The following is a 23,300-nucleotide window of genomic DNA, read 5'->3' as shown; positions in this document are numbered from 1 at the left end:
ACCGTCGTCTGCGGACAAGTAGCCCGGATAAGACGTTTACGTCGCCATCCGGGAGGCATGAAAAATTTAAGCCAGCTGCTTCGTCTCTGCATCTTTGCTGCTGTTCAGCGCCAGCGAGACCGCCAGCGTCTGGGCCAGGCACAGCGAGGCCACCTGCGAGCGGAAACCATCAACCTGCGCCTCGCGCACCACAAAGCAGACGTCGCTGAAGGCCGCCAGCGGGCTGACCTGGCTGTCGGTAATCGCTATCTGTCGTGCTTTACGCTGCGCGCCGAGCTCCACCAGTTCAACCACTTCCCGCGCATACGGAGAGAAGCTCACCGCCACCACGACATCTTTCGGCCCGACCAGGCTCAGCTGCTCGGTAAACATGCCGCCCAGACCGTCAATCAGGAACGCTTTACGGTCCAGATGGCGCAGGGCGTAGGTCAGATAGGAGGCGACGCTAAAGGAGCGGCGCAGGCCAATAACGTAGATATTCTCCGCTTCCGCCAGCAGCGCGACCGCGCGCTGCAGATCGTCGCCGGAGGTCTGCATCGCCAGCTGCTGCAGCGCCTGGGTATTGACCATGGTGAACATATTCAGGATTTCGGTCGGCGTTTCCGGCGGGGTTGCGTCATCCGTCGTGGTCTGGCGGAACAGACGCGCGCGCTCGGTATAGTTAGCCGTCTCTTCCATCAGATGCTGCTTGAACATCTGCTTCATTTCGTTGAAGCCGCTAAAACCAAAGGCGTTAGCGAAGCGGATTAGCGTGGAAGGGGGGACGTCAGCTTGTTGCGCGATAGAGGCCACGGTGTCGAAAGCCACGCTATTGCTGTTATCGAGAATATAGCGGGCTACCTGTTTCAGGCGTTTGCTTAACGTGTCGTAGCGACGCCTGATTTCATCCTGCAAGATGGTAAGTTGGGTCGGATTATTGGCCATAGATTGCGCTCTGAGAAAATGAAAGGAATATAATTTCCAGTGTATCAAATGAAGCGAATTTTTCATTTACTACGATGAAATACGCGATTCATTTCACGAAGATCCAGAAAAAAGCCCGCATCTTCTGAAGAGGATGCGGGCCTGGGCGGAATCAGCCGCGGGCTTCTCGCCAGTAGCCGATGAGCGTGAGGTAGTTGCGTTTCACTTCGTTAATCAGCGCCTCGTCGCTGAGCTCTCCCTGCATCCAGCGCCGTGAAGGCTGGCCAAAAATGGTGCGTCCTACGGCAAAACCTTTGATCATCGGATGCTTCGCCGCTTCGGCAAAACCGGCGCGCAGACGGTCCGAAGGGGCGTCCAGGCCGAGGATTAAGATCCCGCGGCACCAGCTATCTTCGCGCGCGATCAGTTTGCCAATCCTTTCCCATTCCGCGCTCGACAGCGGCGGCAGCTTCCACCAGTCCGGCTGGATGCCCAGCTGATAGAAGTGCTCCAGCATGTCGTGGTAGTGGCGTTCATCTTTATCCGGGCCGTTTTCCGGCAGGATGATTTCCAGCAGCAGCTCATGCCCGGACTTGTTGCACGCCTGCCAGACCTCCAGCAGCAGCGCATCCTGTTCGGCGCGCAGCTCGGCCGGATCGGCCGGATGATAGAAGACCAGGCATTTCACCACGTGCTCCAGCGGCCAGTCGATCAGCTGGGAACCGATGTTGCCATGTTCCAGACGCAGCGGGCGAGAGCTCGGCATTTCAATCGGTCGACCAATCCACCAGCCCTTGCCGGTGATGGCATTGAGCGAGCGCTGGCCGTAGGTGCCATCGGCGAGGATGCCGCTGCGACCGTCAAGACCGGCTTCGTCTGCGGCGGCTTCCGCGGCCGCCAGCAGCAGCAGCTTCAACTGCGGAATGCAGGATTCATCACGCCCGGTTTCCAGCGCCAGATCTGCCAGCTGTTTACGGTGGTCAAAGGCGAAAATGCACAGCTCCGGCCATGCCTGGCGGCGGCTGGTGACGCGATGGAGATGGTTGAGACGATCGTCGATATCCGGACGCGGCACCGATTCTGCCCGCGACAGATAGTCGTCAAGCTCGGCTTTGGTCGGCATTGCGGGTGCGCAGCCGTGGCGTGAAACCACCAGCGCGCCGCAGGCGTTAGCGTAGCGGCAGGCCTGCTCCCAGCCTTCATCGTTAAGCCAGCCGCGCAGCAGGCCGGACATAAAGGCATCGCCCGCGCCCAGGACGTTAAGCACGTCTACGCGTACGCCCTGCTGCAGCGGCACGCTATCCCAGCTGTCGGGAATAGCGCCTTCCAGCACCACGCAGCCCATCGGACCGCGCTTGCAAACCAGCGTCGCTTTCGTGGCGTTACGCACGTTTTTCAGCGCGGTCAGGGTATCGGTGCTGCCGCCGGCAATATGAAACTCCTCTTCTGTCCCCACCACTAAATCGAACAGATGCAGGACTTCCTGCAGCTGGCTGGTCACCTGGCCGGATTCAATGAAACGCGTTTCACCGTCGCCTAAAGACGTTAACCCCCAAAGCACCGGACGATAGTCGATATCCAGTGCGGTACGCAGGCCGTGGCGGCGGGCGTACTCCAGCGCCTTCAGCACCGCTTCGCGCGTGTTAGAGTGCGAAAGGTGGGTGCCGGTTACCGCCAGCGCCCGGGAAGAGGCGATGTACTCTTCCTTAATATCTTCTGGCGAAAGGGCCATGTCGGCGCAGTTATCGCGGTAAAAAATCAGCGGAAACGTCTCCTGATCTTTAATCCCCAGCATCACTAACGCCGTCAGGCGCTGCTTATCGGTGATCAGATATTCGGTATCGACGCCGGCGCGGCTCAGGGTTTCGCGTAGAAAACGACCATTATGCTCATCGCCCACGCGAGCGAGCATTGCCGATTTTAATCCCTGAATGGCGGTGCCGAAGGCGACGTTGCCGGAAGAGCCACCCAGGTATTTAGAAAAACTGGCGACATCTTCCAGCCTCGCGCCAATCTGCTGGGCATAGAGATCGACTGCCACCCGGCCAATACAGATGACGTCGAGTCGCTTTACTGCTGCATTCATAGCTAGGGTTTCCTTTTGCATTTCTGCTGTACGGAAGAGTCGGGATACCGACAGCGTCTCCGAAAACAGCCTGAGGGTTATTGGTTATCTCTAGTTTGAGAAATAAATATTTCATTTGCAAACTAGATCGAAATTAAAAAACCAAAAATGTGAGGGATATACCACTATGCCGCGCTGAGCCTCATTCTGCCTCGGATCCTGGGCTGCGGCTGAAAGTTGAACTAAAGCCCGCTTAGATGCGGTCTTTACCTATGATTTTTAAGGGGATATTAAGAGGTGGGCCGCGTAATTTGCGCGTTATCCCGTATACAGGATGCGAATGAAACAGGTGAAATGCATAGAGAGTTTGATCGCTCTCGCAAAATGAAATATTTCTTCTGTATTTCTATTTAATGAAAAAAATGTTTGCCTATAATCCAGAAGTATTCCAGTGACGTTAACGATTTCCCTGACTCATCGCTGTATCGCTGCGCAGGGCAAAACGCGAACCCACACGCAAATACTGAACAATAAGGATTGGGCAACATGGGCAAACTGAGACTGACAATGGCGCAGGCGCTGGTGAAGTTCCTGGATAACCAGTACCTGGAAGTCGATGGCGAAGAGCATAAGTTCGTCAAAGGCATCTTTGCTATCTTTGGCCACGGCAACGTGCTGGGAATGGGCCAGGCCCTTGAACAAGATAGCGGTGAAATGCGGGTCTATCAGGGGCGTAACGAGCAAGGGATGGCGCATGTCGCCACCGGTTTTGCCAGACAGTCCCTGCGTCGTCAGATTATTGCCTGCACCTCCTCCATTGGCCCCGGCGCGGCGAATATGATTACCGCTGCCGCCACCGCGACCGCCAACCGCATCCCGCTGCTGCTGCTACCGGGCGATGTGTTTGCGACCCGCCAGCCTGACCCGGTGCTGCAGCAAATCGAACAGAGCCACGATCTCAGCATTACCACTAACGACGCGTTTCGCGCGGTGAGTAAATACTGGGATCGCATCACCCGTCCGGAACAGCTGATGAGCGCCTGCATCAACGCCATGCGCGTGTTGACCGACCCGGCGGAAACCGGTGCGGTCACGCTCTGTTTGCCGCAGGATGTCCAGGGCGAAGCCTGGGATTATCCGGAATCCTTCTTTACCCGCCGGGTACACCGCCTTGATCGCCGTCCGGCCAGCGCCGCGCAGCTGGCGGATGCCGTGGCGGCGATTAAAGCCAGCCGTAAGCCGCTGATCGTCTGCGGCGGCGGGGTGAAATACTCCGGCGCCGGCGAGGCGTTGACCCGTTTTGCCGAGCGCTACGGCGTGCCGTTTGCCGAAACTCAGGCGGGTAAAGGCAGCGTTGTCTCTTCGCATCCGTATAACGTGGGCGGCGTCGGCGAAACCGGCTGCCTGGCGGCGAACCTGCTGGCGAAAGAGGCGGATCTGGTCATCGGTCTCGGCACGCGTTTCAGCGATTTCACCACCTCGTCAAAATGGATTTTCCAGCACCCGGGCGTGCGCTTCCTCAATATTAACGTCAGCAACTTCGACGCCTGGAAGCTGGATGGCATCCCGATGCTGGCGGATGCCCGCGAAGCCCTCACCGCCCTGGACGACGCCCTGTCCGGCGAATCCTGGCAGGCTGGCTGGGGCGAGCAGATTGAAAGCGTACAGAGCCGCCAGCTGAAAGAGACCCAGCGCGTTTACCAGGCGGTGTGGCAGGAAACCGCTTTCGTCCCGGAAATCGACGACCATCTGGATCGGGAATCGGTGTATCGCGAATTTCGTCAGATAACCGACTCCACCCTGACGCAAAGCAGCGTCCTTGGCGTACTCAACGAAACGCTGCCGGCGGATGCGGTGATTGTGGCGGCGGCGGGTAGCCTGCCGGGAGACCTGCAGCGCGTCTGGCGCAACCGGGCCACCAACACCTATCACGTGGAATACGGCTACTCCTGCATGGGGTACGAAGTCAGCGCCGCGCTGGGCGTGAAGTTAGCCCAACCGCAAAGCGAGGTCTATTCGCTGGTCGGCGACGGCTCGTTCATGATGCTGCACTCCGAGCTGGTGACCTCCCTGCAGGAGCGCGCGAAGATCAATATCGTGCTGCTCGACAACATGGCCAACGGCTGCATTAACAACCTGCAAATGGAGCACGGTATGGACAGCTTCGGCACCGAGTTCCGCTTCCGCTGCGCCGAATCGGGCCAGCTGCAGGGCGGCCTGGTGCCGGTAGATTTCGCCACCGTCGCTGCCGGCTACGGCTGCAAAACCTGGCGCGTCACGACGCTAGAAGAACTACGCCACGCGCTGGACGCCGCGCGCCGCGAAACCGTCAGCACCCTGATAGACATTAAAGTGCTGCCGAAAACCATGGTGCACAAATACGGCAGCTGGTGGAACGTCGGCGTCGCGCAGTCTGCGCTCTCCGAGCGGATCCGCAAGGTGGCGCAAATGATCAATGAAAAACGCGCTCAGGCGCGGGATTACTAAAACAGAACACAAACCCTGAACCCTACAAATCTCGGGAGAAAACCAACTATGTCACTCAAATTAGGTGTCATCGGTGCCGGCGCTATCGGTAAAGAGCATATCCGTCGTTGCACTCAGGTACTGCAGGGAGCCACGGTAGTGGCGGTTTCGGATATCAACGAAGAGAACGCCCGCGCCGCGGTTGCGCTGCCGGGCGTACATGCCGAAGTGTACGCCGACGGTCATGACGTGATTAAGGCCAGCGACGTGGACGCTATTCTGGTCACCTCATGGGACCCCACCCACGAAGAGTACACCCTGGCCGCCATCGCCGCCGGGAAGCCGGTGTTCTGCGAGAAGCCGCTGGCGATGAGCGCGGAAGGCTGCCGCCGCATCGTTGATGCGGAAATGAAGGCCGGTCGCCGCCTGGTGCAGGTTGGATTTATGCGCCCTTACGACGAAGGCTATCTGGCGCTCAAAAAAGTGATCGATGACGGCGACATCGGCGCGCCGCTGATGCTGCGCTGCGCGCACCGCAACCAGTCGGTGGGCGAGGATTACATCACCAACATGGCGATCACCAACACCCTGATTCACGAACTGGACGTTCTGCGCTGGCTGCTGAATGACGACTATGTTTCCGTGCAGGTGCGCTTCCCGCGCTCCACGTCCCACACCCACGCGCGCCTGAAAGACCCGCAGATCGTGTCGTTTGAAACCAAAAAAGGCACGCTGATCGACGTGGAAGTCTTCGTGAACTGCCAGTACGGCTACGACATCCAGTGTGAAGTGGTAGGGGAAACCGGGATTGCCCGCCTGCCTGAGCCGTCGGCTGTGCAGATGCGCAAAGCCGCTAACCTGTCGACCGCTATCCTGACCGACTGGAAGGATCGCTTTATCAAAGCGTATGACGTTGAACTACAGGCCTTTATCAATGATGTTCAGGCCGGCCAGCTGCACGGCCCATCGGCGTGGGATGGCTACGCGGCGTCCGTTGCTGCCGACGCCTGTATCAAAGCCCAGGAAACCAGCGAGCCGGTTGAGGTGACGCTGCCGGAATGCCCGGCATTCTACAAACGCTAATCCCGCTTTGCTGACGGAACTTCTTTGCACAGGTAACGACGATGAAAATTGCTTTTGACGTTGATGTCATTAAAGACCTCGGGGTAACCCGAATGGTCCATCAGGTGGCGGAGTGGGGCTACAAGTACATTGAGCAATCGCCGCATCCGCAGATCAACCCGTTCTACAAGCACCCGCGCGCCAGCCGGGAAATTATGGCTGAGTACAAGCAGGCGCTGCGCGATACCGGCGTGGAGCTCTCCTCGTTTATCTGCGTCTACCGCTGGTCCGGTCCGGATGAGCTGCGCCGTCAGGCGGCAGTGAAAAACTGGAAACGGCTGATCGAAATCGCGGTTGAAATGGGTGTACAGGTGATCAACACCGAGTTCTCCGGCGATCCTAACCAGCCGGAGATTTGCGATGAGATGTTCTATCGCTCCATGGAAGAGCTGCTGCCGATTTTTGAGCGCGAAGGCATCCGTGTTGAAATTCAGGCACATCCGTGGGACTTCTGCGAAGAGAACAACGAAACCGTCGATATCGTGAAGTCGTTCCGCAGCGATAACGTTAAGTACGTTTACAGCGTCCCGCATACCTTTTTCTATGACAAAGGCGTGGGCGACGTTGAGAAGATGCTGCGCTACGCGGGAAGCGATCTCTCCCATGTGCTGATCGCGGATACCCGCAACCATACAAAACACTGCCGCTATATCGTTAACCCACCGGGCGTAGATGCCGTCGTTCACCAGCACGTGGGCGTCGGAGAAGGGGATGTTGATTTCGACGCGCTGTTCCGCACCCTGCGCGATATGAAATTTGCCGAGCAGACCTTCAAGGTCGGCGGTGAGCCGATTGTGGCCACCTCGCTGTTCGGCTACCCGGAAAAGATGAAATACCAGGCAGTGGAAACCCGTGAACTCATCGAACGTGAATTGCTGCGCCGGTAAGGCGCAGCGGCAGGAGCCCCCTACTATGAACAAAGATAACGTAAAACTGGCTATCGCCCCGATTGGCTGGACTAACGACGATATGCCGGAGCTGGGCAGCGAGAATACTTTCCAGCAAATCGTCAGCGAAATGGCGCTGGCGGGCTTTACCGGCAGCGAAGTCGGCAGCAAATATCCACGCGATCCGGCGGTTCTCAAGCCGATGCTGGATATCCGCGGCATTCAGATTTGCAACGCCTGGTTCAGCACCTTTTTTGCTAACGGCCAGCGGGAAAAGACCATTGATGAATTCGTTAACCACATGAATTTCCTGCATGCTATGGGCGCGAAAGTGATCGGCTGCTCCGAGCAGAGCGGCAGCATCCAGGGGCTGGAAAAGCCCATCCTGGAGAATGCGAAACCGTGCTTTAGCGAAGAAGAGTGGCAGCGGGTGGCGGAAGGCTATAACACCCTCGGTCGCCTGGCGGCGGAAAAGGGCATGCAGGTTTGTCTGCACCACCATATGGGCACCGGTATCCAGACGACGGCAGAGATCGACAAGTTTATGTCGCTAGTGGATGACAAAGTCTTCCTGCTCTACGACACCGGACACGCCTGGTATTCCGAAGGCGGCGAAGAGCCGATGCTGGCGATTCTGAAAAAATATCTGCCGCGCATTAACCACGTGCACCTGAAAGACGTGCGTCCGCCGGTGATCGAGCAGGTGCGTCGCGAAGGGCTCTCCTTCCTGGACGGCGTGAAGAAGGGGACCTTCACCGTGCCGGGCGACGGCGTCATTGATTTCCGTCCGGTGTTCAAGCTGCTGGACGAGCATGGCTATAAAGGCTGGATGGTGGTTGAGGCCGAGCAGGATCCGGCGCTGGCCAACCCATTCGAATACGCCGTAAAAGCGCGCAAATATATCCGCGAGACGGCAGGAATCTAATCGTTGTTTTATTTTCAGGCCATACGTCGTATGGCCTGCTTTTTTTACCCCATCACTCAGCAGTAGCTCAAGACGTAGAACGAAAACAACACGTCGGTGAGGCCTCGGCCTCTGCATTCAGACTAGAGCAAATCTTCCCTCAAACAAGGCGGGTTACTGGAGTCTATTATGTCTAAGGAACAATATCTTACACTCAATAAAGCGTCGGGACCGAATAGCGAGACCCCGACAACGCCCTTTGTAAAAGTTGTCGCCCTGATCGCGACGCTTGGCGGTTTACTTTTTGGCTATGATACCGGGGTGATTTCCGGTGCCTTACTCTTTATGGGCACCGAGCTTCATCTTACTCCCTTTACCACCGGTCTGGTCACCAGCTCGCTGCTATTCGGCGCCGCCTTTGGCGCGCTGCTTTCTGGCAATCTGGCGAATGCGGCGGGCAGAAAGAAAATTATTCTGTGGCTGGCGGTGCTTTTTGCCATCGGCGCGATAGGCACCTCTATGGCGCCGGACGTTAACTGGATGATTTTCTTTCGTCTTATTCTCGGCGTGGCGGTCGGCGGGGCGGCGGCCACCGTACCGGTCTATATTGCCGAGATAGCTCCCGCGAATAAGCGCGGACAGCTGGTTACTTTGCAGGAGCTGATGATCGTATCCGGTCAGCTGCTGGCCTATATTTCTAATGCCACGTTCCATGAAGTCTGGGGCGGGGAAAGCACCTGGCGCTGGATGCTGGCGGTGGCGACGCTACCCGCCGTGCTGCTCTGGTTTGGCATGATGTTTATGCCGGATTCACCGCGCTGGTACGCGATGAAAGGGCGCCTGGCGGAAGCCCGTCGCGTGCTTGAGCGCACCCGGCATAAAGATGATGTTGAGTGGGAGCTGCTGGAGATCACCGAAACGCTGGATGAGCAGCGCAATCTCGGTAAGCCCCGGTTCAGCGAGATTATGACCCCGTGGTTGTTCAAGCTGTTTATGATCGGTATTGGTATAGCGGTTATCCAACAGCTTACCGGTGTAAATACCATTATGTACTATGCCCCCACGGTACTGACCTCGGTTGGTATGACTGATAATGCCGCGCTGTTTGCCACTATTGCCAATGGCGTAGTCTCAGTATTGATGACATTCGTTGGCATCTGGATGCTTGGCAAAATTGGCCGTCGCCCGATGACCATGATTGGTCAGTTCGGCTGCACCGCCTGCCTGGTCTTTATCGGTGCGGTCAGCTATCTGCTGCCGGAGACGGTTAACGGCCAGCCTGATGCGCTGCGTGCCTATATGGTTCTGGCAGGGATGTTACTGTTTCTGAGCTTTCAGCAGGGGGCGCTATCGCCAGTGACCTGGCTGCTCATGTCGGAAATATTTCCAACCCGCCTGCGCGGTATTTTTATGGGGGGGGCGGTATTTTCAATGTGGATTGCCAACTTCCTGATCTCCCTGTTCTTCCCGATACTGCTGGCGTGGTTAGGGCTTTCAGGCACCTTCTTTATCTTCGCCGGTATTGGCGTATTCGGTGCGATATTCGTGATTAAATGCGTACCGGAAACCCGCCACCGTAGTCTTGAACAAATCGAGCACTATCTGCGGGATAAGCTGGACACCAGTGAAGAAGGGCAGGCCGCCAGGGCCCGGCGAATAGTGGCTGAATCGCAGGCGGATAAAGTGTAACGCTGATTGCCAACGGTATCTGCAATGCTGGAGCGGTGCTCAGCGGTCTGCACGGACCGGGCTAACGAGCCGTATCGAACGATCCCCTCCCCTTGAAAAGGGGGAGGGGGCACACTGCTTCCGTACGGTATTGCAGAAGATACCTCAGCTATCTGCAGAGATAGTGAGGGAAAGGCCTACTTCACTTCCGCCAGCGCGGTCTTATCGACGTAGGGCTTCATCAGCGCATCGGCCTCCTTCTGTGCCGCCTGCACCGCGGCTTCCGGGGTGATTTTGGCATCGTTGACCACCGCGGCCAGCTGGTTTTCCATCGCTTTACGCACGGCAACGGTCTCCCAGGTGGAGTACCACGGATGGGCATACTTCAGCTGTTCGAGGGCGATAGCCGCGCGCGGATCCTGCTGCAGATACGCCTTCATTTCCGGCGTATCGTAGGCGGCCTTACGCGGGGAGAAGTAGCCGGTAAAGCGGCTCCAGGCGCCGTTGACCTGCGGGCTCACCAGATACGTCAGGAACTGATACGCCGCTTTTTTCTGCGCGTCGTTGATGCCCTTGAAGCTGACCAGGCTGGCGCCGCCGATCGGTACCGCGCGCTGCTCTTTGGCCGGCAGCATCGCCACGCCCAGCTCAAAATCTTTGCTGTTCTCGCGCATAAAGCCCAGCGCGCCGGTGCTCAGCATCGCCATTCCGACTTTGCCGGAGAAGAAGCTGGCGCCGATCTGTTTCGAATTCAGCACGCCGGAAGGCATGACTTTGTCTTTATAGACCAGGTTCTGCCAGAAGCGCAGGGCGCCGATGGTGGTTGGCGTGTTGTAATAGACTTCGCCCGGATAGTCCTCGTTAAAGTATTTCCCGCCGTTGGCGCGCACCAGCGCCGAGAAGATCCAGCCGCCGTAATCATCGTTGGTCGACGGCAGCATGATCCCCCACTGGCCTTTGCTTTCGTCGGTCAGCTTTCTGGCGTCCGCCAGCAGCTCGGCCCAGGTTTGCGGCGGCTGTTTGATCCCGGCCCGATCGAACATCGTTTTGTTGTAGTAGAGGATCGGCGTCGAGTTATGGAACGGGATCGCATAGGTGGTGCCCATCACCTGGGCGTTTTTATGCATTGCGGGCCAGAACGCCTTCACCAGAAAATCCCCCGCTTTTTGATCGCCATACTGGAACAGCTCGTCCATCGGCAGGATCTCACCCTTCAGCGCCAGATCGGTGGTGAAGTTAGCGGACATAATCACCAGCGCGGGCGGCTGCCCGGCCTTCTGCGCCGATTCGGCTTTGATCTTGGTGGTGTCGTAGTTGCCGGTAAAGATCCCGCGCACTTCGACATCCTGCTGCGACTCGTTGAATTGCTTAATGACGCGGGTCATCTCCATGGTCAGCTTGCCGTCCACCGGCGCCGGAAACATGAAGTCGATCTTCTCTTTCGCCAGCGCCGCGCCGCTCAGGGCAAGGCTGAGCCCAACCGCGAGAGCGGTGAGAGGTTTAAACATAGTTTGTCTCCATCAGTAAGCACCTGTCCACAGGCTATTTTATTTGCCAGTTTGGCCCTGGGCAGTGCTCAGACAAAACTCGTAGAGTTTTGAACACCCTTCAGGGTGGCCCGAAGGGGGAGCGTAGCGAATCATCCTCACGTACTACACGTACGCTCCGGTTCTTCCGCGCTGTCCGTGTCCAAACTGACTGCAACAATTACGCCTGATGTACCGACGCTAAATTATGCTGTTTCTCAGCATGAAAAAGATGCACATCGGCAGGTGAAAAGCCGAGGATCAGCGAATCGCCTTTCTCCGGCACCGCGCCGCGATGGCGACGGCTAAAGCGTAGGGTGCCGATGGGGGTGCTGACTTGGAGCAGATAATCGGCTCCCATCAGTTCTCGTTGCAGCACGGTGGCGGGCAGGCGCAGATGGCTCTCCTCCACGCGGTCGCTGATATGTTCCGGGCGAATGCCTAACCACACCCGGGATTCTTCACGGTAGCGCGGCGGCAGCGGATAGCGCAGCTCACCCAGTAATACCTCACCATCAGCGCAGGGCAGTGAGAGCAGATTCATCGCCGGAGATCCGATAAACCCGGCGACAAACAGGTTGGCCGGGTTGGCGTACAGATACTCCGGTCGCCCGACCTGCTGTACGTGGCCGCCGTTCATCACCACGATGCGGTCGGCCATCGACATCGCTTCCGTCTGGTCATGGGTGACGTAGACGGTGCTGGTTCTGAGCTGCTGGTGGAGGTCCATAATGCTGTCGCGCACTTCGCTACGCAGGCGGGCGTCGAGGTTGGAGAGCGGCTCATCCATCAGGAACAGGCGCGGATTGCGCACTATCGCCCGCGCCATCGCCACCCGCTGCCGCTGGCCGCCGGAGAGCTTCGCCGGTTTGCGATCGAGCAGGGTATCCAGCTGCAGCATCTGCGCGACTTTATCCACCCGCGGCTGCCAGCTGGTCTTCTCCTCTTTGCGCACCTTCATGCCGAAGGTGATGTTGTCGCGCACCGACAGGTGCGGAAACAGCGCATAGTTCTGGAAGATCATCGCGAAGTTGCGCTCTCTGGGCGACATTTCTGTGATGTTCTCATCGTGCAGCCAGATCTCCCCCTCGCTGACCGGCTCCAGCCCGGCGAGCAGGCGCAGCAGGGTGCTTTTACCGCAGCCGGACGGGCCCACCAGCACCACGAACTCCCCTTCGCGAATATCCAGCGACAGGGCGCTGAGGGCCGGTTTACCGTCAAACTGTTTACTGATGTTTTGCAGACTAAGCATGGCGTTTAGCAATCTTCCGTTGGGCAGCTGATATTTTCGTCGTACATCCACGGTCCGGCGTAGTGGGTCAGAGGATGCTGATAGCTCACCCACTGCTCGTCGACCTGGCGATGCATCAGGCACGACGCCGGAGAGAGGTCGTAATACGGACGGGTATCTTCATGAAAGTAGGGCACCTGGTGGACGGTTCCCGGGATGGTGGAGATGATGGCCTGGCGATACTGGGTCATGGTCAGGCTGTGGTTATGGCCGCAGAAAATGCGCGTCAGCGACGGGAAACGCTCAACCAGCGCCAGCAGACGATGGCCGTTTTCGCAGGCGATAGGGTCCATCTGCGCGTTGCCCAGCGGCAGCGGCGGATGATGCATAAACACCGTCGCCGGTTTATCGCCGCCATCAAACAGCTGAGCCTCCAGCCACTTGATGGTTTCCTCGGTCAGCCAGCCTTTCGACGTACCCGCCCGGCTGGAGTCGATAAACAGCAGGCGAGTGGCAAAATCGTCTACCGCGTAGTGCATGTTTTGCGCATCGCTGCCGAGCTGCGGGCACAGCGGATGCAGATATTCCAGAAACAGCGCTTTATCGTCGTGGTTGCCGGGAATGAGATACAGCGGATAGTTCAGGCTGCCGAGGATCTGGCGGGCGACCTCATACTCTTCCGGGCGGCCGCAGTTGACGATATCGCCGCTCACCACCACTGCGTCCGGACGCTCCTGCAGGGCATTCAGCTGGGAGACGACGTCGGCATTGGCGGCGTTGACGTCAATAAAGCCGTACAGCTTCTGGCCGCGGCTGCGGAAATGGGTATCGGAAATTTGCGCTAACAGCATGAAGAGCTCCTTATTTGATCCCGGAGAAGCCGAAGCTTCGCAGGAACTGTTTCTGGAAGAGGATGAACGCCAGCATCAGCGGCAGGCAGACCATCAGCGTGCCGGCGCCGATGATGCCCCACTGACCGCCGGATTCGGCGCCCATGGCGAACGAGACCAGCCCCACGGTCAGCACCTGTTTGTCCGGGTCGTTCAGCATCATCAGCGGCCACAGATACTCGTTCCAGTGGTAGGTAATGCTGACGGTGGCGAAGGCCAGCACCGACGGCCAGGACATCGGCAGCAGCACGCGGAACAGCACCTGCCACCAGCGACATCCCTCCATCAGCGCCGCCTCTTCCAGCTCTTTGGGTATGGCCAGAAACGCCTGACGCATCAGGAACACGCCGAACGCCGAGGTGAAGTAGGGCATCATCACCCCGGTGAGGGTGTTGAGCAGGCCGAAGGTTTTCAGGGTCAGCATGTTCGGCACCATCATCACCACCGGCATGATCATCAGCTGGACGAGGAACATCAGGAACAGCGTCTTCTTGCCGCGAAACTCGTGGCAGGCGAAGACGTAGCCGGCGGTGGTGATGGTCAACAGCTGCACGAAGAAGGTGCCGAAGGTAAAGATAAGGGTGTTGGCGTAGAGGCTCAGCCAGTCGGCGCTGGCCCAGGCATCGCGGAAGTTATCCAGCGTCAGCGGCATACGGGGCAGCAGCGAGGCCATATCCTCGCCGAAGGTCGTAGCGCTGAACGAGGTCGCCAGCATCCATAAAAACGGGCTCATCCACAGCAGCGCCAGGCAGCACATTAATACCGTGAGCGTAAAGGGCTGCGAGCGGCGCAGGCGCAGCCAGAGCGGGCGCGACGCGCTGTGCGATCGCAGCGCCAGCGGCGAGATTTCAGCGCTCATAGTGCGCTCCTTTCTCCAGCAGTTTGAGGTTAATCAGCGAGAAGGCAAACAGCCCGGCCAGCGTCAGGAAGGTGGCGGCGGAAGCTTTACCTAAATCATGGGTGTCCCAGGCAAGGTTCTGGATGTAGTAGAGCAGCACGGTAGTGGCGTTATCCGGCCCGCCGCGGGTCATCACCGCCACGTGGTCGATCTGGGTGATGGAGTAGATCAGCGCCGTGGTTATCACGAAGCTCAGGGTCGGGCGCAGCAGCGGCAGCGTCACCTTAAAGAACACCTGCGTGCGGGTGGCGCCTTCCACGATCGCCGCTTCGCGCGTGGAGGCCGGAATGCTTTGCAGCCCGGCGAGGAAAAACAGCATGTAGTAACCGGCGAACTTCCACACCCCAATCAGCGCCAGCGCCAGCAGCGCGCTGTTGCTGCGCCCCAGCCAGTTGTTGTTCATCGGGCCAAACAGCTTCGCCAGATAGTGGTCGAGCAGGCCAAGGCCGGGCATAAAGATAAACAGCCACAGCGCGGCGGCGCTGACCATCGGGATAATCATCGGGAAGAAGAAGGCGGTGCGCAGCCAGCGGTTGACGCGGTGATTCTCGGTCAGGGCGACCGCCAGCAGCAGGGCGAGCGTCACGCCCGGTACCACCGTCAGCAGGATATAAAGCAGGTTATTCACCAGCGACTGCCAGAAGACGCTGTCGGCGAACAGACGACTGAAGTTCTCCAGCCCGACATACTGGCCGCCGTCGCTGACCATGCGGGTATCGAACAGGCTGTCATAAATCGATCGCCCGAGGGGAAACCAGGTAAACAGTAATAAAAACAGCAGGGAAGGCGACAGTATCAGCCAAGGGAGCCAGGTTTTTCTCATGGTGGCGGACGTCTCATTCAGGCGTTTGTAGAAGCCCGGATTGTGAGAAGGATTGACTGCAAACGTATGGCGGGGAGATGACGGTTTAATGACCAGGGAAAAAGCGCCGGGCAGACGGGCCGCCCGGCATCACCCCGGTCAGTGGCGTTCAGGCCGCGCGGCTGCGGCCTGAAGCATGACGAGGAACGATCAGAAGTCGGCTTTCAGCACCACGCGGTAACGGGCCTTGCCCTCGCGAACGTGCTTCAGCGCCTCGTTGATCTGCGACATCGGGAACAGCTCGGTGGTCGGCGCGACTTTGCTGCGTCCGGCGAATTTCATCAGCTTGCGCAGCTCGGACGGGTTGCCGGTGGCCGAGCCGGAGATGCTGCGGTCGCCGCCAATCAGGGTAAAAGCGGGGACCGGGAACGGCTTCATTACCGCGCCGACGGTGTGGAAGTTGCCGCCGTACGCCAGCGCTTCAAAGTACGGCTGCCAGTCGAGGTCGACGGCGACGGTGTTGATAATCAGGTCGAACTGGCCGGCCAGCGCCTTTAAGGCTTCGGGATCGCGGCTGTTCACTACGCGATCGGCGCCCATTGCCAGCACTTCCTGCTCTTTCGCCGGATTGGAGCTAAAGGCGGTGACTTCCGCGCCCATCGCGTGCAGCAGCTTGATGGCGATATGGCCGAGGCCGCCAATGCCGATGACGCCGACGCGGCTGTTCGCCGTGACGTGATGCATCAGCAGCGGTTTGAAGACGGTAATGCCGCCGCAGAGCATCGGCCCGGCGGATTCGAGATCGACGTTTTCCGGCAGCGGGATCACCCATTGCCAGTCGGCGCGCAGCTTATCGGCGAAGCCGCCGCGGTTGATGATGGTGGGCACCGAGCCTTCCAGACAGTTCACGTGGTTGCCGCTGATACAGGCGTCGCAGTGGCCGCAGCTGCGCGCCGTCCAGCCAATGCCGACCTTCTGGCCAACCTTCAGCCCTTTATCCTGCGCCGCGCTGCCCAGCGCCGCCACCCGGCCAATCACCTCGTGACCGGCCACCAGCGGATAGCTCGACATGCCCCATTCGTTGTCGATCATCGACAGGTCGGAGTGGCAGATCCCGCAGTACTCCACCTGCACTTCGACATCTTCCGGCTTAAGGTCGCCGGCATCGTATTCCCACAGCGACAGATCGGCGCCCGCTTCTTTGGCGGCGTAACTTTTAATAGTGCTCATGACAGTTTCCTTGGGTTTGGCGTAGTTAAGAAGGAAGTGTAGAGCATGGGGCGAGGGGACGCTTGGCAGAAGGAGGGGGGGATGGGGGTTATAGAGGAGGGCAAAATGTACCCTGAAGAGGCTAACACACTGAGCCGATGAAAAATTCATCACTTGGTGGCAGGTGAATGCAACGTTGCTTGCATGGCAGCGTGCGACAGGTATAATCCAGAACGTTTTCCGTATCCTTTCCGTGCCGGAGTGGCGAAATCGGTAGACGCAGTTGATTCAAAATCAACCGTAGAAATACGTGCCGGTTCGAGTCCGGCCTTCGGCACCATTAGTACTTCCAAGACCATCCGAGAAAGTCCAATTATCCCTTAAAAATCAATGCTTGCAGCGATTTTTACGTCCTGAGTTGTCCGAGGTTGTCCGTTGAAATCCGGATGTCATTGGGGGCATAATTGGGGGCATCTTAACTTCGATTAGAAATGTGCCCCCAAAATGAAGCTCAACGCCAGGCAGGTAGAGACCGCAAAGCCCAAAGACAAAACCTACAAAATGGCCGATGGCGGCGGTTTGTATCTCGAAGTTTCGGCTAAGGGGTCTAAATACTGGCGCATGAAATACAGACGCCCCTCTGACAAAAAAGAGGATCGCCTTGCTTTTGGTGTTTGGCCTACCGTGACGCTTGCTCAGGCAAGGGCCAAGCGCGACGAAGCTAAAAAGCTGTTAGTACAGGGCATTGACCCAAAAGCCGAACAGAAAGAAGCTCAGGCCGAAAACGCGGGAGCATATACTTTTGAAACCATTGCTCGCGAATGGCATGCCAGTAACAAGCGATGGAGTGAAGACCATCGATCGCGCGTTCTTCGCTATCTTGAGCTTTATATCTTCCCTCATATCGGTTCGTCTGACATTCGCCAGCTCAAAACCAGCCACCTGTTAGCCCCGATTAAAAAGGTTGATGCTAGTGGCAAGCATGACGTTGCCCAGCGTCTTCAGCAGCGTGTCACGGCCATTATGCGTTATGCTGTTCAGAACGATTACATCGACTCTAATCCCGCTAGCGATATGGCCGGTGCTTTATCAACAACCAAAGCACGACACTATCCTGCTTTACCCTCTAGCCGATTCCCTGAGTTTCTTGCTCGTCTTGCTGCATATCGTGGCCGTGTAATGACGCGGATCGCGGTTGAGCTTTCTCTGCTAACTTTTGTACGTTCCAGCGAGTTACGCTTTGCGCGTTGGGATGAATTCGACTTCGATAAATCTCTATGGCGAGTACCTGCAAAACGAGAAGAAATTAAAGGTGTGCGTTACTCGTATCGTGGCATGAAGATGAAAGAGGAGCATATTGTTCCTCTCAGTCGACAGGCGATGATTTTGTTAGAGCAGCTTAAGCAGATTAGTGGTGATAAAGAGCTGCTGTTCCCAGGGGATCACGACGCGGCCAAAGTTATGAGTGAAAACACGGTGAATAGTGCGTTGCGTGCCATGGGGTATGACACGAAAACCGAGGTTTGCGGGCATGGATTCAGGACGATGGCGCGAGGTGCGCTCGGTGAGTCAGGGTTATGGAGCGATGACGCGATAGAACGGCAGTTGAGCCATTCGGAGCGTAATAATGTACGTGCAGCGTATATTCATACATCTGAACATTTAGATGAGCGCCGACTGATGGTTCAATGGTGGGCTGATTACCTTGAAATAAATAGACTTAGACTAGTAACTCCGTTTGATTTTGCTAAATTATAATAGTCAAAAGCATTGCAACGATTTTTTAACTTTTCGCTGCAATGCTTTTTGTTACTTAGAGGTAAATTTAGAATATTTTGTCACAGACCTTATTATTTCAGTGCCGTTAACTAACCCAATTGTTTCGTAGTCACTTTTTTCTTCAAAATCCCCCCAAATCTCTTTAATCAAACCTTCTAGTTTTTCTACATAACTAATACTAGGAAGATTAAATTTTTCAATTAATTTCTCAAATGTGAATTCGCTGTGTAAATAATAGCTTAAATTTGAATTTATGATTAAAATATTATTTACGAGCGTTAAGTCACCTTCGAAATCTGATCTTCTTACGCCATCATCGTCATCGTAATCGATAGATCCGTCATGAAAGAGAATTTCATCTGAAACAACCAGCATATTTTTAATCTCTGCTAACGAACATCTTTTATGACTGTCTAACCAAACATTTAGATCATCATTTGGCAAGAGAACGTGAAGTTTAAGTAAAGATTGAATCGAGAGCATTGGTTCTGAATTGACAATTTCTTTAGCCCAATCAACCCAGCTTTCAAGAGGATAGTTCGGTAATGCATCATTTCTCTCTGCTTTTCCGTTATTTTCAAACGATAAGCATAAACCATCGAGACCATAAATTTTTCCTGCACGAGCGCCTTTGAAGGATACAATCAAAGGTGAATGTTCATCACTAAAATAATAAGAATGGTTAGTGATTCTTACACGTCCGACAGTACGCCCATCAATCTTCAATGGATAAAGTTTGCTATCTGTTCTTTTATTGTTTATTCTTATAAGTAGATCTTTGTCAGATATTGTCAGCCAATCATTTGCGGATATTATTTTTTCTCTTTTTTCTTTAGTGATTAGATGCAAGTCTATTTCACAAGCAGGAAATATCCACATTATTAGTTTTTTGAGTTCGTCATGTGCTTCCTCTTCACTAATTATTTCTCCTTCCTTTTTTTTTAATAAATCATTTAGAGTGTCATTTTCAATGCGAAGTGAGATAGTAGTACCATGTTTTTTTAATTCCTCTTGGCTATTTGGTTTTGAAATGAATGGTCTTTCTTCAAGGCCGTTAGGGAAGGTTAATTTCCAATGGGAATTGGATTCATCAGGTTTCAACTTATATCGGTGCGTTATGATTTTTACATAGTTAGATATCATGAATGCCGAGTAAAAACCAATTCCAAATTGACCAATGGAACTAAAACCAGTCTGCGCAAGTTTTGGGTGTTCATACCTGACAGTATCATGGTTCCATAATGATTTACCAAAATCGAGCAGGACATCAGATAACACATATCTACTCATTCCCAAGCCATTATCAGTTATATTTAACATCCAACTCTTGTTGTCAATTTTATTTAGTTGGATGGTTATATGACCTTCAAAACTTTCAAGATAGCCAAGGTTTCGAGCTGCAGTGATAGCGTCAAACCCATTTTGGATTAATTCTCTTAGAGCTACGTATTTATTTTCCCCATATAGTGCTTTCCCTCCTAATGTTGAAATTAGCCTTGGAAGATTACTCACATGAACTGAAATGTCTTCAGGTTCCCAATTATTTGCTAGTACATATTTTGAAAAAGACTTTGGTGATTCTGCGCCTAATACTGATTTAGCTGCTAAAGGAGGGCGGCCTGATTCGATTAAAAAACTATTAGCATCTTTAAGCTCTCTATTGATCATTCGTGCTGTATCGAATGCTAACCACCATGCGTTACGTTCATCCTCGTTAAATGAGGAACCCGATGATATTCTAAGGTTTTCTCCATCAACCAATTTAGCTCTACCAAGTTTATTTTGGAAATGCCAATGATCCTTGGAAAGGCCTTGCGGGGTAAGGATATTGTATGCATAGGTAGGTGCTCTTCTCGAATCTATATGCGATGCATCAGTTGTACGCAGAATAAATGCAATTTTGAGAGGATCGACTTCCCAATTTGTACTTTTGAAGAATGCAGGGGGGTTAATTATTCTTCCTGAGAAATTGTCATTGACTTTTTTTGCTGACCAATGGTGGCTTTCAGCTATTTCCCCAATTATTTCTGAGTAATAGTCTCTAATCTCTTCATCAGCTATAAGAAAGTAATAGTTCTGGTTTGTTTCAGATTTCCAAGAATGTTGAATTAAATTTCTTGCTTGTTTTGCATGTAATTGTCTAACGACTTCAAATAAAGCCATTTTTTCTGATTCGGAATTTTTTTCTGGCTCAGTATTATTGTATTTTAGTGAGATAAGATCTTTCCATTCATCTCTTTCTTTTAAAGCAGTGAAACCACCATTGTATGCTGCACTTACATGAGCTGCATCGTGTAACAGGAATGCGCCCCCTAAAACATATGATTCAATGGGGTTTAAATAAAGAGTTTCACCTATTATTTGATCGGCCACTTCCCAAAGTGAATCTATGTGAGATATATCATGGATGGTTAGCCCAGGGATTTCAAATTCAATGTTTTTTACTAAGGGTTCAATTTTTCTTCTAAAGTCAAAATAGCTATTCCTCAATCTTTCAATATCTTCATTGTCGTCCAAGCCCAAAGTTAATTGCCAAAGGTTGGATTTTTCAAAAGCATTTATCATATTAGTTCCTTTCTAATGCAAATAATTTCTATTTGGTTGTTTCCGATGAATAGAGATGGATTCGCCATTTGTGATTTTTGTTGGCTTTTCGAGCTTATAACATATGTTTGTTTTTATTACTAAATAAATCACTTGGATATTTGCGCGCAATGCTCTCCCCATCTCGCTTGTCCGCTTCGTGGGGCGGTTTTCATGCAGGTACATGGCGAGGCTCAGGCTGCCACAGGCCCGGATACGTCAGGGAAATGGCAGCTTTAGAAACGATATAAATAACGCCGGAATGACTAGTTTCGTCCACCGCCGGGCGACCTTTTCCTGCACTTCTCCTGACCGCCTCAGAGGCTCGCCACGCCCCCGAACAGCACCGCACCACCCATCGATACTCCCGTGAACCCGTGCAGCGCAGCGACGCGCTCAGGCCGCGAAATTAAATATCATTAAATAAATACTTTACCGCTGGCGCGCAGTGCTTTCCCCGCCTCGCCTGCACGCTTCGTGGGTCGGTTTTCATGCAGGTGCATGGGCAGGCTCAGGCCGCGCCGGGACAGGGCTGCGAAGGGAGTGACGGGACGGAGGAACGCATGCAAAACCATGCACCCTGTGGATGCATGGCTTAATTCGGGAAAAATAGCGGTATTTTCGGGGATTTTTTGCGGGGCTACATGCTGGCCAGTTCCGTGCGCCGGCGGGCATAAATCAGACTCTGTGCGGGGGTGTATTTTTCCTGATTATCCACCCGCGAAGCCGCGTCAGGCCTGAATCCGATGGCCGTTAAAATATCGCTGTCTTCTGCCGAATAATTAATTTCTTCACCGGTACTCAGCCACACGGACAGCGCTTCGCGCAGGTAATGCGCCGAACGGTCGAGCGCATGGCCGGTCAGGAGTGCGGGCTGCTGGCTGAGTCCCATCAGCTCCGGGGCAAGCGTGGCGGCCAGCTCTGTCCCGTGTGCCTGCATAAAGTCATTCAGCCGGTTGCGGATACTGATGCGCTGTACCGCTTCATGGGAGCGGATATAGCGCCCGGCGGCCTGATTTATCTCCCATTTTTTGACATCGATAATGTCGCGTAATTTCTGCATTCTGCCCGGTATACGGTCATCCCCGGCCAGCACCTGTTCCCGGTATTCCTGCTCTGCGGCCGCCAGTTCGGCTTTACAGTTCAGCCAGGCGGTTTCGTTCTTCTGACAGGCCTCAAAAGCCTGCTGTAGAGTAAGGCTGGTCATGGTCAGTTCTCCCCTGATTAATGACGGTATGGCGAGCTGTAGCAGCCCTGAACTTTACGGGGTGCCGGGGGTGTGACCGGCTCCGCGACAGGCGGCGTTTTCTCCGCCGGGGGCCGGATAACCTCGTCGATGGCTTCAGTGGTGCGGAACGTCGCCGAGCACTCAATATTGGTGCACTGGTGATAGCGCTGTTTGACGTTCTCCGACAGATAGCGGGAGGTGCGGGCATGCGCCGACTTTTTGCAGAACGGACAGTGCATCATGGCAGCAGCCCCCGCGCTTTCAGGTCAGCCTCGCGCTGACGGATTTTCTCCTGCCAGACTTTTAGCTGGCCAGGTGTGCTGGCGGCGTCGTGGTCCATGTGCGGAAGCGCGACGGCCGGGAAGCCGGTCAGGGAGAGCACCGGCTCATCGGCTGGCGTGACGGAGAAGGCGCTCACTTTCCCGGTCAGGAAGGTCACCACCTGATGCATGACCTCTTTCTCCGGCTCGATGTAGCCCTGATGGCCAATGGTGTTGGCGAGCGGGTTTGCCATCACATCCGCTTTCAGCACCATCGCCCGGACCAGTGGCCCGAGGGTGTCGTTCAGCGCGCGGTTAAGCTCTTCCTTCGCATATTCAGACAGTACAGCATGATGCGCCTGGCGGAATGCCCGCGCGGTGCTGTTGCAGGCGACTTTCAGCAGGTCACGTTCAAAGGCCAGCACTTCGGTCAGGTTGTCACATTCCTGCGCCAGCTCCCGGCGGGCCACGCGTTCGATATGGCCGCTTTTCAGCTCATCGGTCAGCATGGCACCCCCGGCACGGAAAGCGGCGCGCCAGGTGCGGGTATCGCTGCCGTTGTCCTGCTCCAGCGCCGCTTTCTGCTCCTCCGCACGGGTGATGGCCGTCAGGGTGTCTTCCATCCGGCGGGCCTGTTCAAGATGGGCCGCTCTGGCGGCGGCCAGTCGCTCCAGCGCCGGTTTCAGGTAATCAGGGATAAAGGTGGTGTCGGTCATGGCAGGTTTCCTCGTGGTTTCAACTTGAGGTGATTCTGCCGGGGCACACACAACAACACGACCTGTTGCGGTTGTGGCAGTTCTGGCACAAACAGGACGTTAAAACCCGGCTTGCCAGAGAAAGGTCTCAGGAAAAGCATACTCACCGTTTGTTTTTTTACTG

Annotated in this window: 18 protein-coding genes and 1 tRNA gene; 7 read left to right on the top strand and 12 right to left on the bottom strand. The window is 55.1% G+C overall.

What is annotated here, in order from left to right; all coding sequences use genetic code 11:
• Window positions 1-66 precede the first annotated feature (66 nt).
• On the bottom strand, window positions 67-924 hold the full coding sequence (locus ABLU96_RS20615; protein ID WP_004098142.1) for a MurR/RpiR family transcriptional regulator: 858 nt from the start codon (window positions 922-924) through the stop codon (window positions 67-69).
• A gap of 151 nt (window positions 925-1,075) precedes the next feature.
• On the bottom strand, window positions 1,076-2,989 hold the full coding sequence (iolC, locus tag ABLU96_RS20610) for a 5-dehydro-2-deoxygluconokinase (protein WP_014837227.1): 1,914 nt from the start codon (window positions 2,987-2,989) through the stop codon (window positions 1,076-1,078).
• Between the two features lie 525 nt (window positions 2,990-3,514).
• Between iolC and iolD the strand changes: the two genes are divergently transcribed.
• The 5 genes from iolD to ABLU96_RS20585 all read left to right on the top strand — a co-directional run bounded on the left by iolD (window position 3,515) and on the right by ABLU96_RS20585 (window position 10,036).
• The gene (gene iolD, locus ABLU96_RS20605; RefSeq protein ID WP_014227682.1) at window positions 3,515-5,455 is read left to right on the top strand and encodes a 3D-(3,5/4)-trihydroxycyclohexane-1,2-dione acylhydrolase (decyclizing); all 1,941 of its coding nucleotides are present in this window, start codon (window positions 3,515-3,517) and stop codon (window positions 5,453-5,455) included.
• A 48-nt stretch (window positions 5,456-5,503) separates the two neighbouring features.
• Window positions 5,504-6,517, top strand: coding sequence for a Gfo/Idh/MocA family oxidoreductase (locus tag ABLU96_RS20600; protein ID WP_004098145.1), 1,014 nt, complete (start codon window positions 5,504-5,506; stop codon window positions 6,515-6,517).
• 41 nt (window positions 6,518-6,558) lie between these two features.
• Window positions 6,559-7,443, top strand: a complete 885-nt coding sequence (locus tag ABLU96_RS20595) for a sugar phosphate isomerase/epimerase (RefSeq protein WP_004098146.1) — start codon at window positions 6,559-6,561, stop codon at window positions 7,441-7,443.
• Window positions 7,444-7,468: 25 nt separating this feature from the next.
• Window positions 7,469-8,368 (top strand): myo-inosose-2 dehydratase, encoded by a 900-nt coding sequence (iolE, locus tag ABLU96_RS20590; protein ID WP_004098147.1) that lies wholly within the window; start codon window positions 7,469-7,471, stop codon window positions 8,366-8,368.
• Between the two features lie 168 nt (window positions 8,369-8,536).
• Window positions 8,537-10,036: a sugar porter family MFS transporter gene (locus ABLU96_RS20585; protein WP_014837228.1), complete on the top strand. Its 1,500-nt coding sequence runs from the start codon at window positions 8,537-8,539 to the stop codon at window positions 10,034-10,036.
• 176 nt (window positions 10,037-10,212) lie between these two features.
• Here ABLU96_RS20585 and ABLU96_RS20580 read toward each other — a convergent pair whose 3' ends face one another.
• The 6 genes from ABLU96_RS20580 to ABLU96_RS20555 all read right to left on the bottom strand — a co-directional run bounded on the left by ABLU96_RS20580 (window position 10,213) and on the right by ABLU96_RS20555 (window position 16,592).
• A complete protein-coding gene (locus ABLU96_RS20580; protein WP_032747685.1) occupies window positions 10,213-11,523 on the bottom strand; it encodes an ABC transporter substrate-binding protein in 1,311 nt (436 codons plus the stop codon).
• 199 nt (window positions 11,524-11,722) lie between these two features.
• On the bottom strand, window positions 11,723-12,793 hold the full coding sequence (locus ABLU96_RS20575; RefSeq protein ID WP_064405946.1) for an ABC transporter ATP-binding protein: 1,071 nt from the start codon (window positions 12,791-12,793) through the stop codon (window positions 11,723-11,725).
• Window positions 12,794-12,798: 5 nt separating this feature from the next.
• The gene (locus ABLU96_RS20570; RefSeq protein ID WP_025107467.1) at window positions 12,799-13,623 is read right to left on the bottom strand and encodes a phosphodiesterase; all 825 of its coding nucleotides are present in this window, start codon (window positions 13,621-13,623) and stop codon (window positions 12,799-12,801) included.
• Between the two features lie 10 nt (window positions 13,624-13,633).
• A complete protein-coding gene (locus ABLU96_RS20565; RefSeq protein ID WP_004108826.1) occupies window positions 13,634-14,521 on the bottom strand; it encodes a carbohydrate ABC transporter permease in 888 nt (295 codons plus the stop codon).
• On the bottom strand, window positions 14,511-15,383 hold the full coding sequence (locus tag ABLU96_RS20560; protein ID WP_014227687.1) for a sugar ABC transporter permease: 873 nt from the start codon (window positions 15,381-15,383) through the stop codon (window positions 14,511-14,513). The genes ABLU96_RS20565 and ABLU96_RS20560 overlap by 11 nt, the downstream gene beginning before the upstream one ends.
• Window positions 15,384-15,572: 189 nt before the next feature.
• The gene (locus tag ABLU96_RS20555) at window positions 15,573-16,592 is read right to left on the bottom strand and encodes an NAD(P)-dependent alcohol dehydrogenase (protein ID WP_004108819.1); all 1,020 of its coding nucleotides are present in this window, start codon (window positions 16,590-16,592) and stop codon (window positions 15,573-15,575) included.
• 234 nt (window positions 16,593-16,826) lie between these two features.
• Between ABLU96_RS20555 and ABLU96_RS20550 the strand changes: the two genes are divergently transcribed.
• Window positions 16,827-16,911 (top strand) — tRNA-Leu (locus ABLU96_RS20550).
• A 164-nt stretch (window positions 16,912-17,075) separates the two neighbouring features.
• Window positions 17,076-18,329 (top strand): integrase arm-type DNA-binding domain-containing protein, encoded by a 1,254-nt coding sequence (locus ABLU96_RS20545; protein ID WP_100681667.1) that lies wholly within the window; start codon window positions 17,076-17,078, stop codon window positions 18,327-18,329.
• Between the two features lie 51 nt (window positions 18,330-18,380).
• On the opposite strand, the gene ABLU96_RS20540 is transcribed toward ABLU96_RS20545, so the two are convergent.
• The 4 genes from ABLU96_RS20540 to ABLU96_RS20525 form a co-directional block, all read right to left on the bottom strand.
• Entirely contained in the window at window positions 18,381-20,915 is a 2,535-nt protein-coding gene (locus ABLU96_RS20540) for an ATP-binding protein (RefSeq protein ID WP_348862774.1), read from the bottom strand.
• Window positions 20,916-21,573: 658 nt separating this feature from the next.
• Complete coding sequence (locus ABLU96_RS20535) at window positions 21,574-22,140, bottom strand: phage polarity suppression protein (protein WP_348862772.1); 567 nt, start codon at window positions 22,138-22,140, stop codon at window positions 21,574-21,576.
• A 17-nt stretch (window positions 22,141-22,157) separates the two neighbouring features.
• Window positions 22,158-22,403: an ogr/Delta-like zinc finger family protein gene (locus ABLU96_RS20530; protein WP_004136116.1), complete on the bottom strand. Its 246-nt coding sequence runs from the start codon at window positions 22,401-22,403 to the stop codon at window positions 22,158-22,160.
• Complete coding sequence (locus tag ABLU96_RS20525; protein WP_100681663.1) at window positions 22,400-23,137, bottom strand: glycoprotein 3; 738 nt, start codon at window positions 23,135-23,137, stop codon at window positions 22,400-22,402. Before ABLU96_RS20525 ends, ABLU96_RS20530 begins: the two co-directional genes overlap by 4 nt.
• Window positions 23,138-23,300 lie beyond the last annotated feature (163 nt).

Source organism: Klebsiella sp. CN_Kp106 (assembly GCF_040064575.1).
GTDB classification, from domain to species: Bacteria; Pseudomonadota; Gammaproteobacteria; order Enterobacterales; family Enterobacteriaceae; genus Klebsiella; species Klebsiella michiganensis.
The sequence above is the reverse complement of the archived record's forward strand: the minus strand, read 5'-3'. Positions and strand labels throughout refer to the sequence as shown.

Coding starts and splice junctions, on each gene's coding strand:
- ABLU96_RS20600 (WP_004098145.1), top strand. CDS start 5,504: ATGTCACTCAAATTAGGTGTCATCGGTGCCGGCGCTATCGGTAAAGAG.
- iolD (WP_014227682.1), top strand. CDS start 3,515: ATGGGCAAACTGAGACTGACAATGGCGCAGGCGCTGGTGAAGTTCCTG.
- ABLU96_RS20615 (WP_004098142.1), bottom strand. CDS start 924: ATGGCCAATAATCCGACCCAACTTACCATCTTGCAGGATGAAATCAGG.
- ABLU96_RS20525 (WP_100681663.1), bottom strand. CDS start 23,137: ATGACCGACACCACCTTTATCCCTGATTACCTGAAACCGGCGCTGGAG.
- ABLU96_RS20555 (WP_004108819.1), bottom strand. CDS start 16,592: ATGAGCACTATTAAAAGTTACGCCGCCAAAGAAGCGGGCGCCGATCTG.
- iolE (WP_004098147.1), top strand. CDS start 7,469: ATGAACAAAGATAACGTAAAACTGGCTATCGCCCCGATTGGCTGGACT.
- ABLU96_RS20580 (WP_032747685.1), bottom strand. CDS start 11,523: ATGTTTAAACCTCTCACCGCTCTCGCGGTTGGGCTCAGCCTTGCCCTG.
- ABLU96_RS20560 (WP_014227687.1), bottom strand. CDS start 15,383: ATGAGAAAAACCTGGCTCCCTTGGCTGATACTGTCGCCTTCCCTGCTG.
- iolC (WP_014837227.1), bottom strand. CDS start 2,989: ATGAATGCAGCAGTAAAGCGACTCGACGTCATCTGTATTGGCCGGGTG.
- ABLU96_RS20535 (WP_348862772.1), bottom strand. CDS start 22,140: ATGACCAGCCTTACTCTACAGCAGGCTTTTGAGGCCTGTCAGAAGAAC.
- ABLU96_RS20530 (WP_004136116.1), bottom strand. CDS start 22,403: ATGATGCACTGTCCGTTCTGCAAAAAGTCGGCGCATGCCCGCACCTCC.
- ABLU96_RS20595 (WP_004098146.1), top strand. CDS start 6,559: ATGAAAATTGCTTTTGACGTTGATGTCATTAAAGACCTCGGGGTAACC.
- ABLU96_RS20575 (WP_064405946.1), bottom strand. CDS start 12,793: ATGCTTAGTCTGCAAAACATCAGTAAACAGTTTGACGGTAAACCGGCC.
- ABLU96_RS20570 (WP_025107467.1), bottom strand. CDS start 13,623: ATGCTGTTAGCGCAAATTTCCGATACCCATTTCCGCAGCCGCGGCCAG.
- ABLU96_RS20545 (WP_100681667.1), top strand. CDS start 17,076: ATGAAGCTCAACGCCAGGCAGGTAGAGACCGCAAAGCCCAAAGACAAA.
- ABLU96_RS20540 (WP_348862774.1), bottom strand. CDS start 20,915: ATGATAAATGCTTTTGAAAAATCCAACCTTTGGCAATTAACTTTGGGC.
- ABLU96_RS20585 (WP_014837228.1), top strand. CDS start 8,537: ATGTCTAAGGAACAATATCTTACACTCAATAAAGCGTCGGGACCGAAT.
- ABLU96_RS20565 (WP_004108826.1), bottom strand. CDS start 14,521: ATGAGCGCTGAAATCTCGCCGCTGGCGCTGCGATCGCACAGCGCGTCG.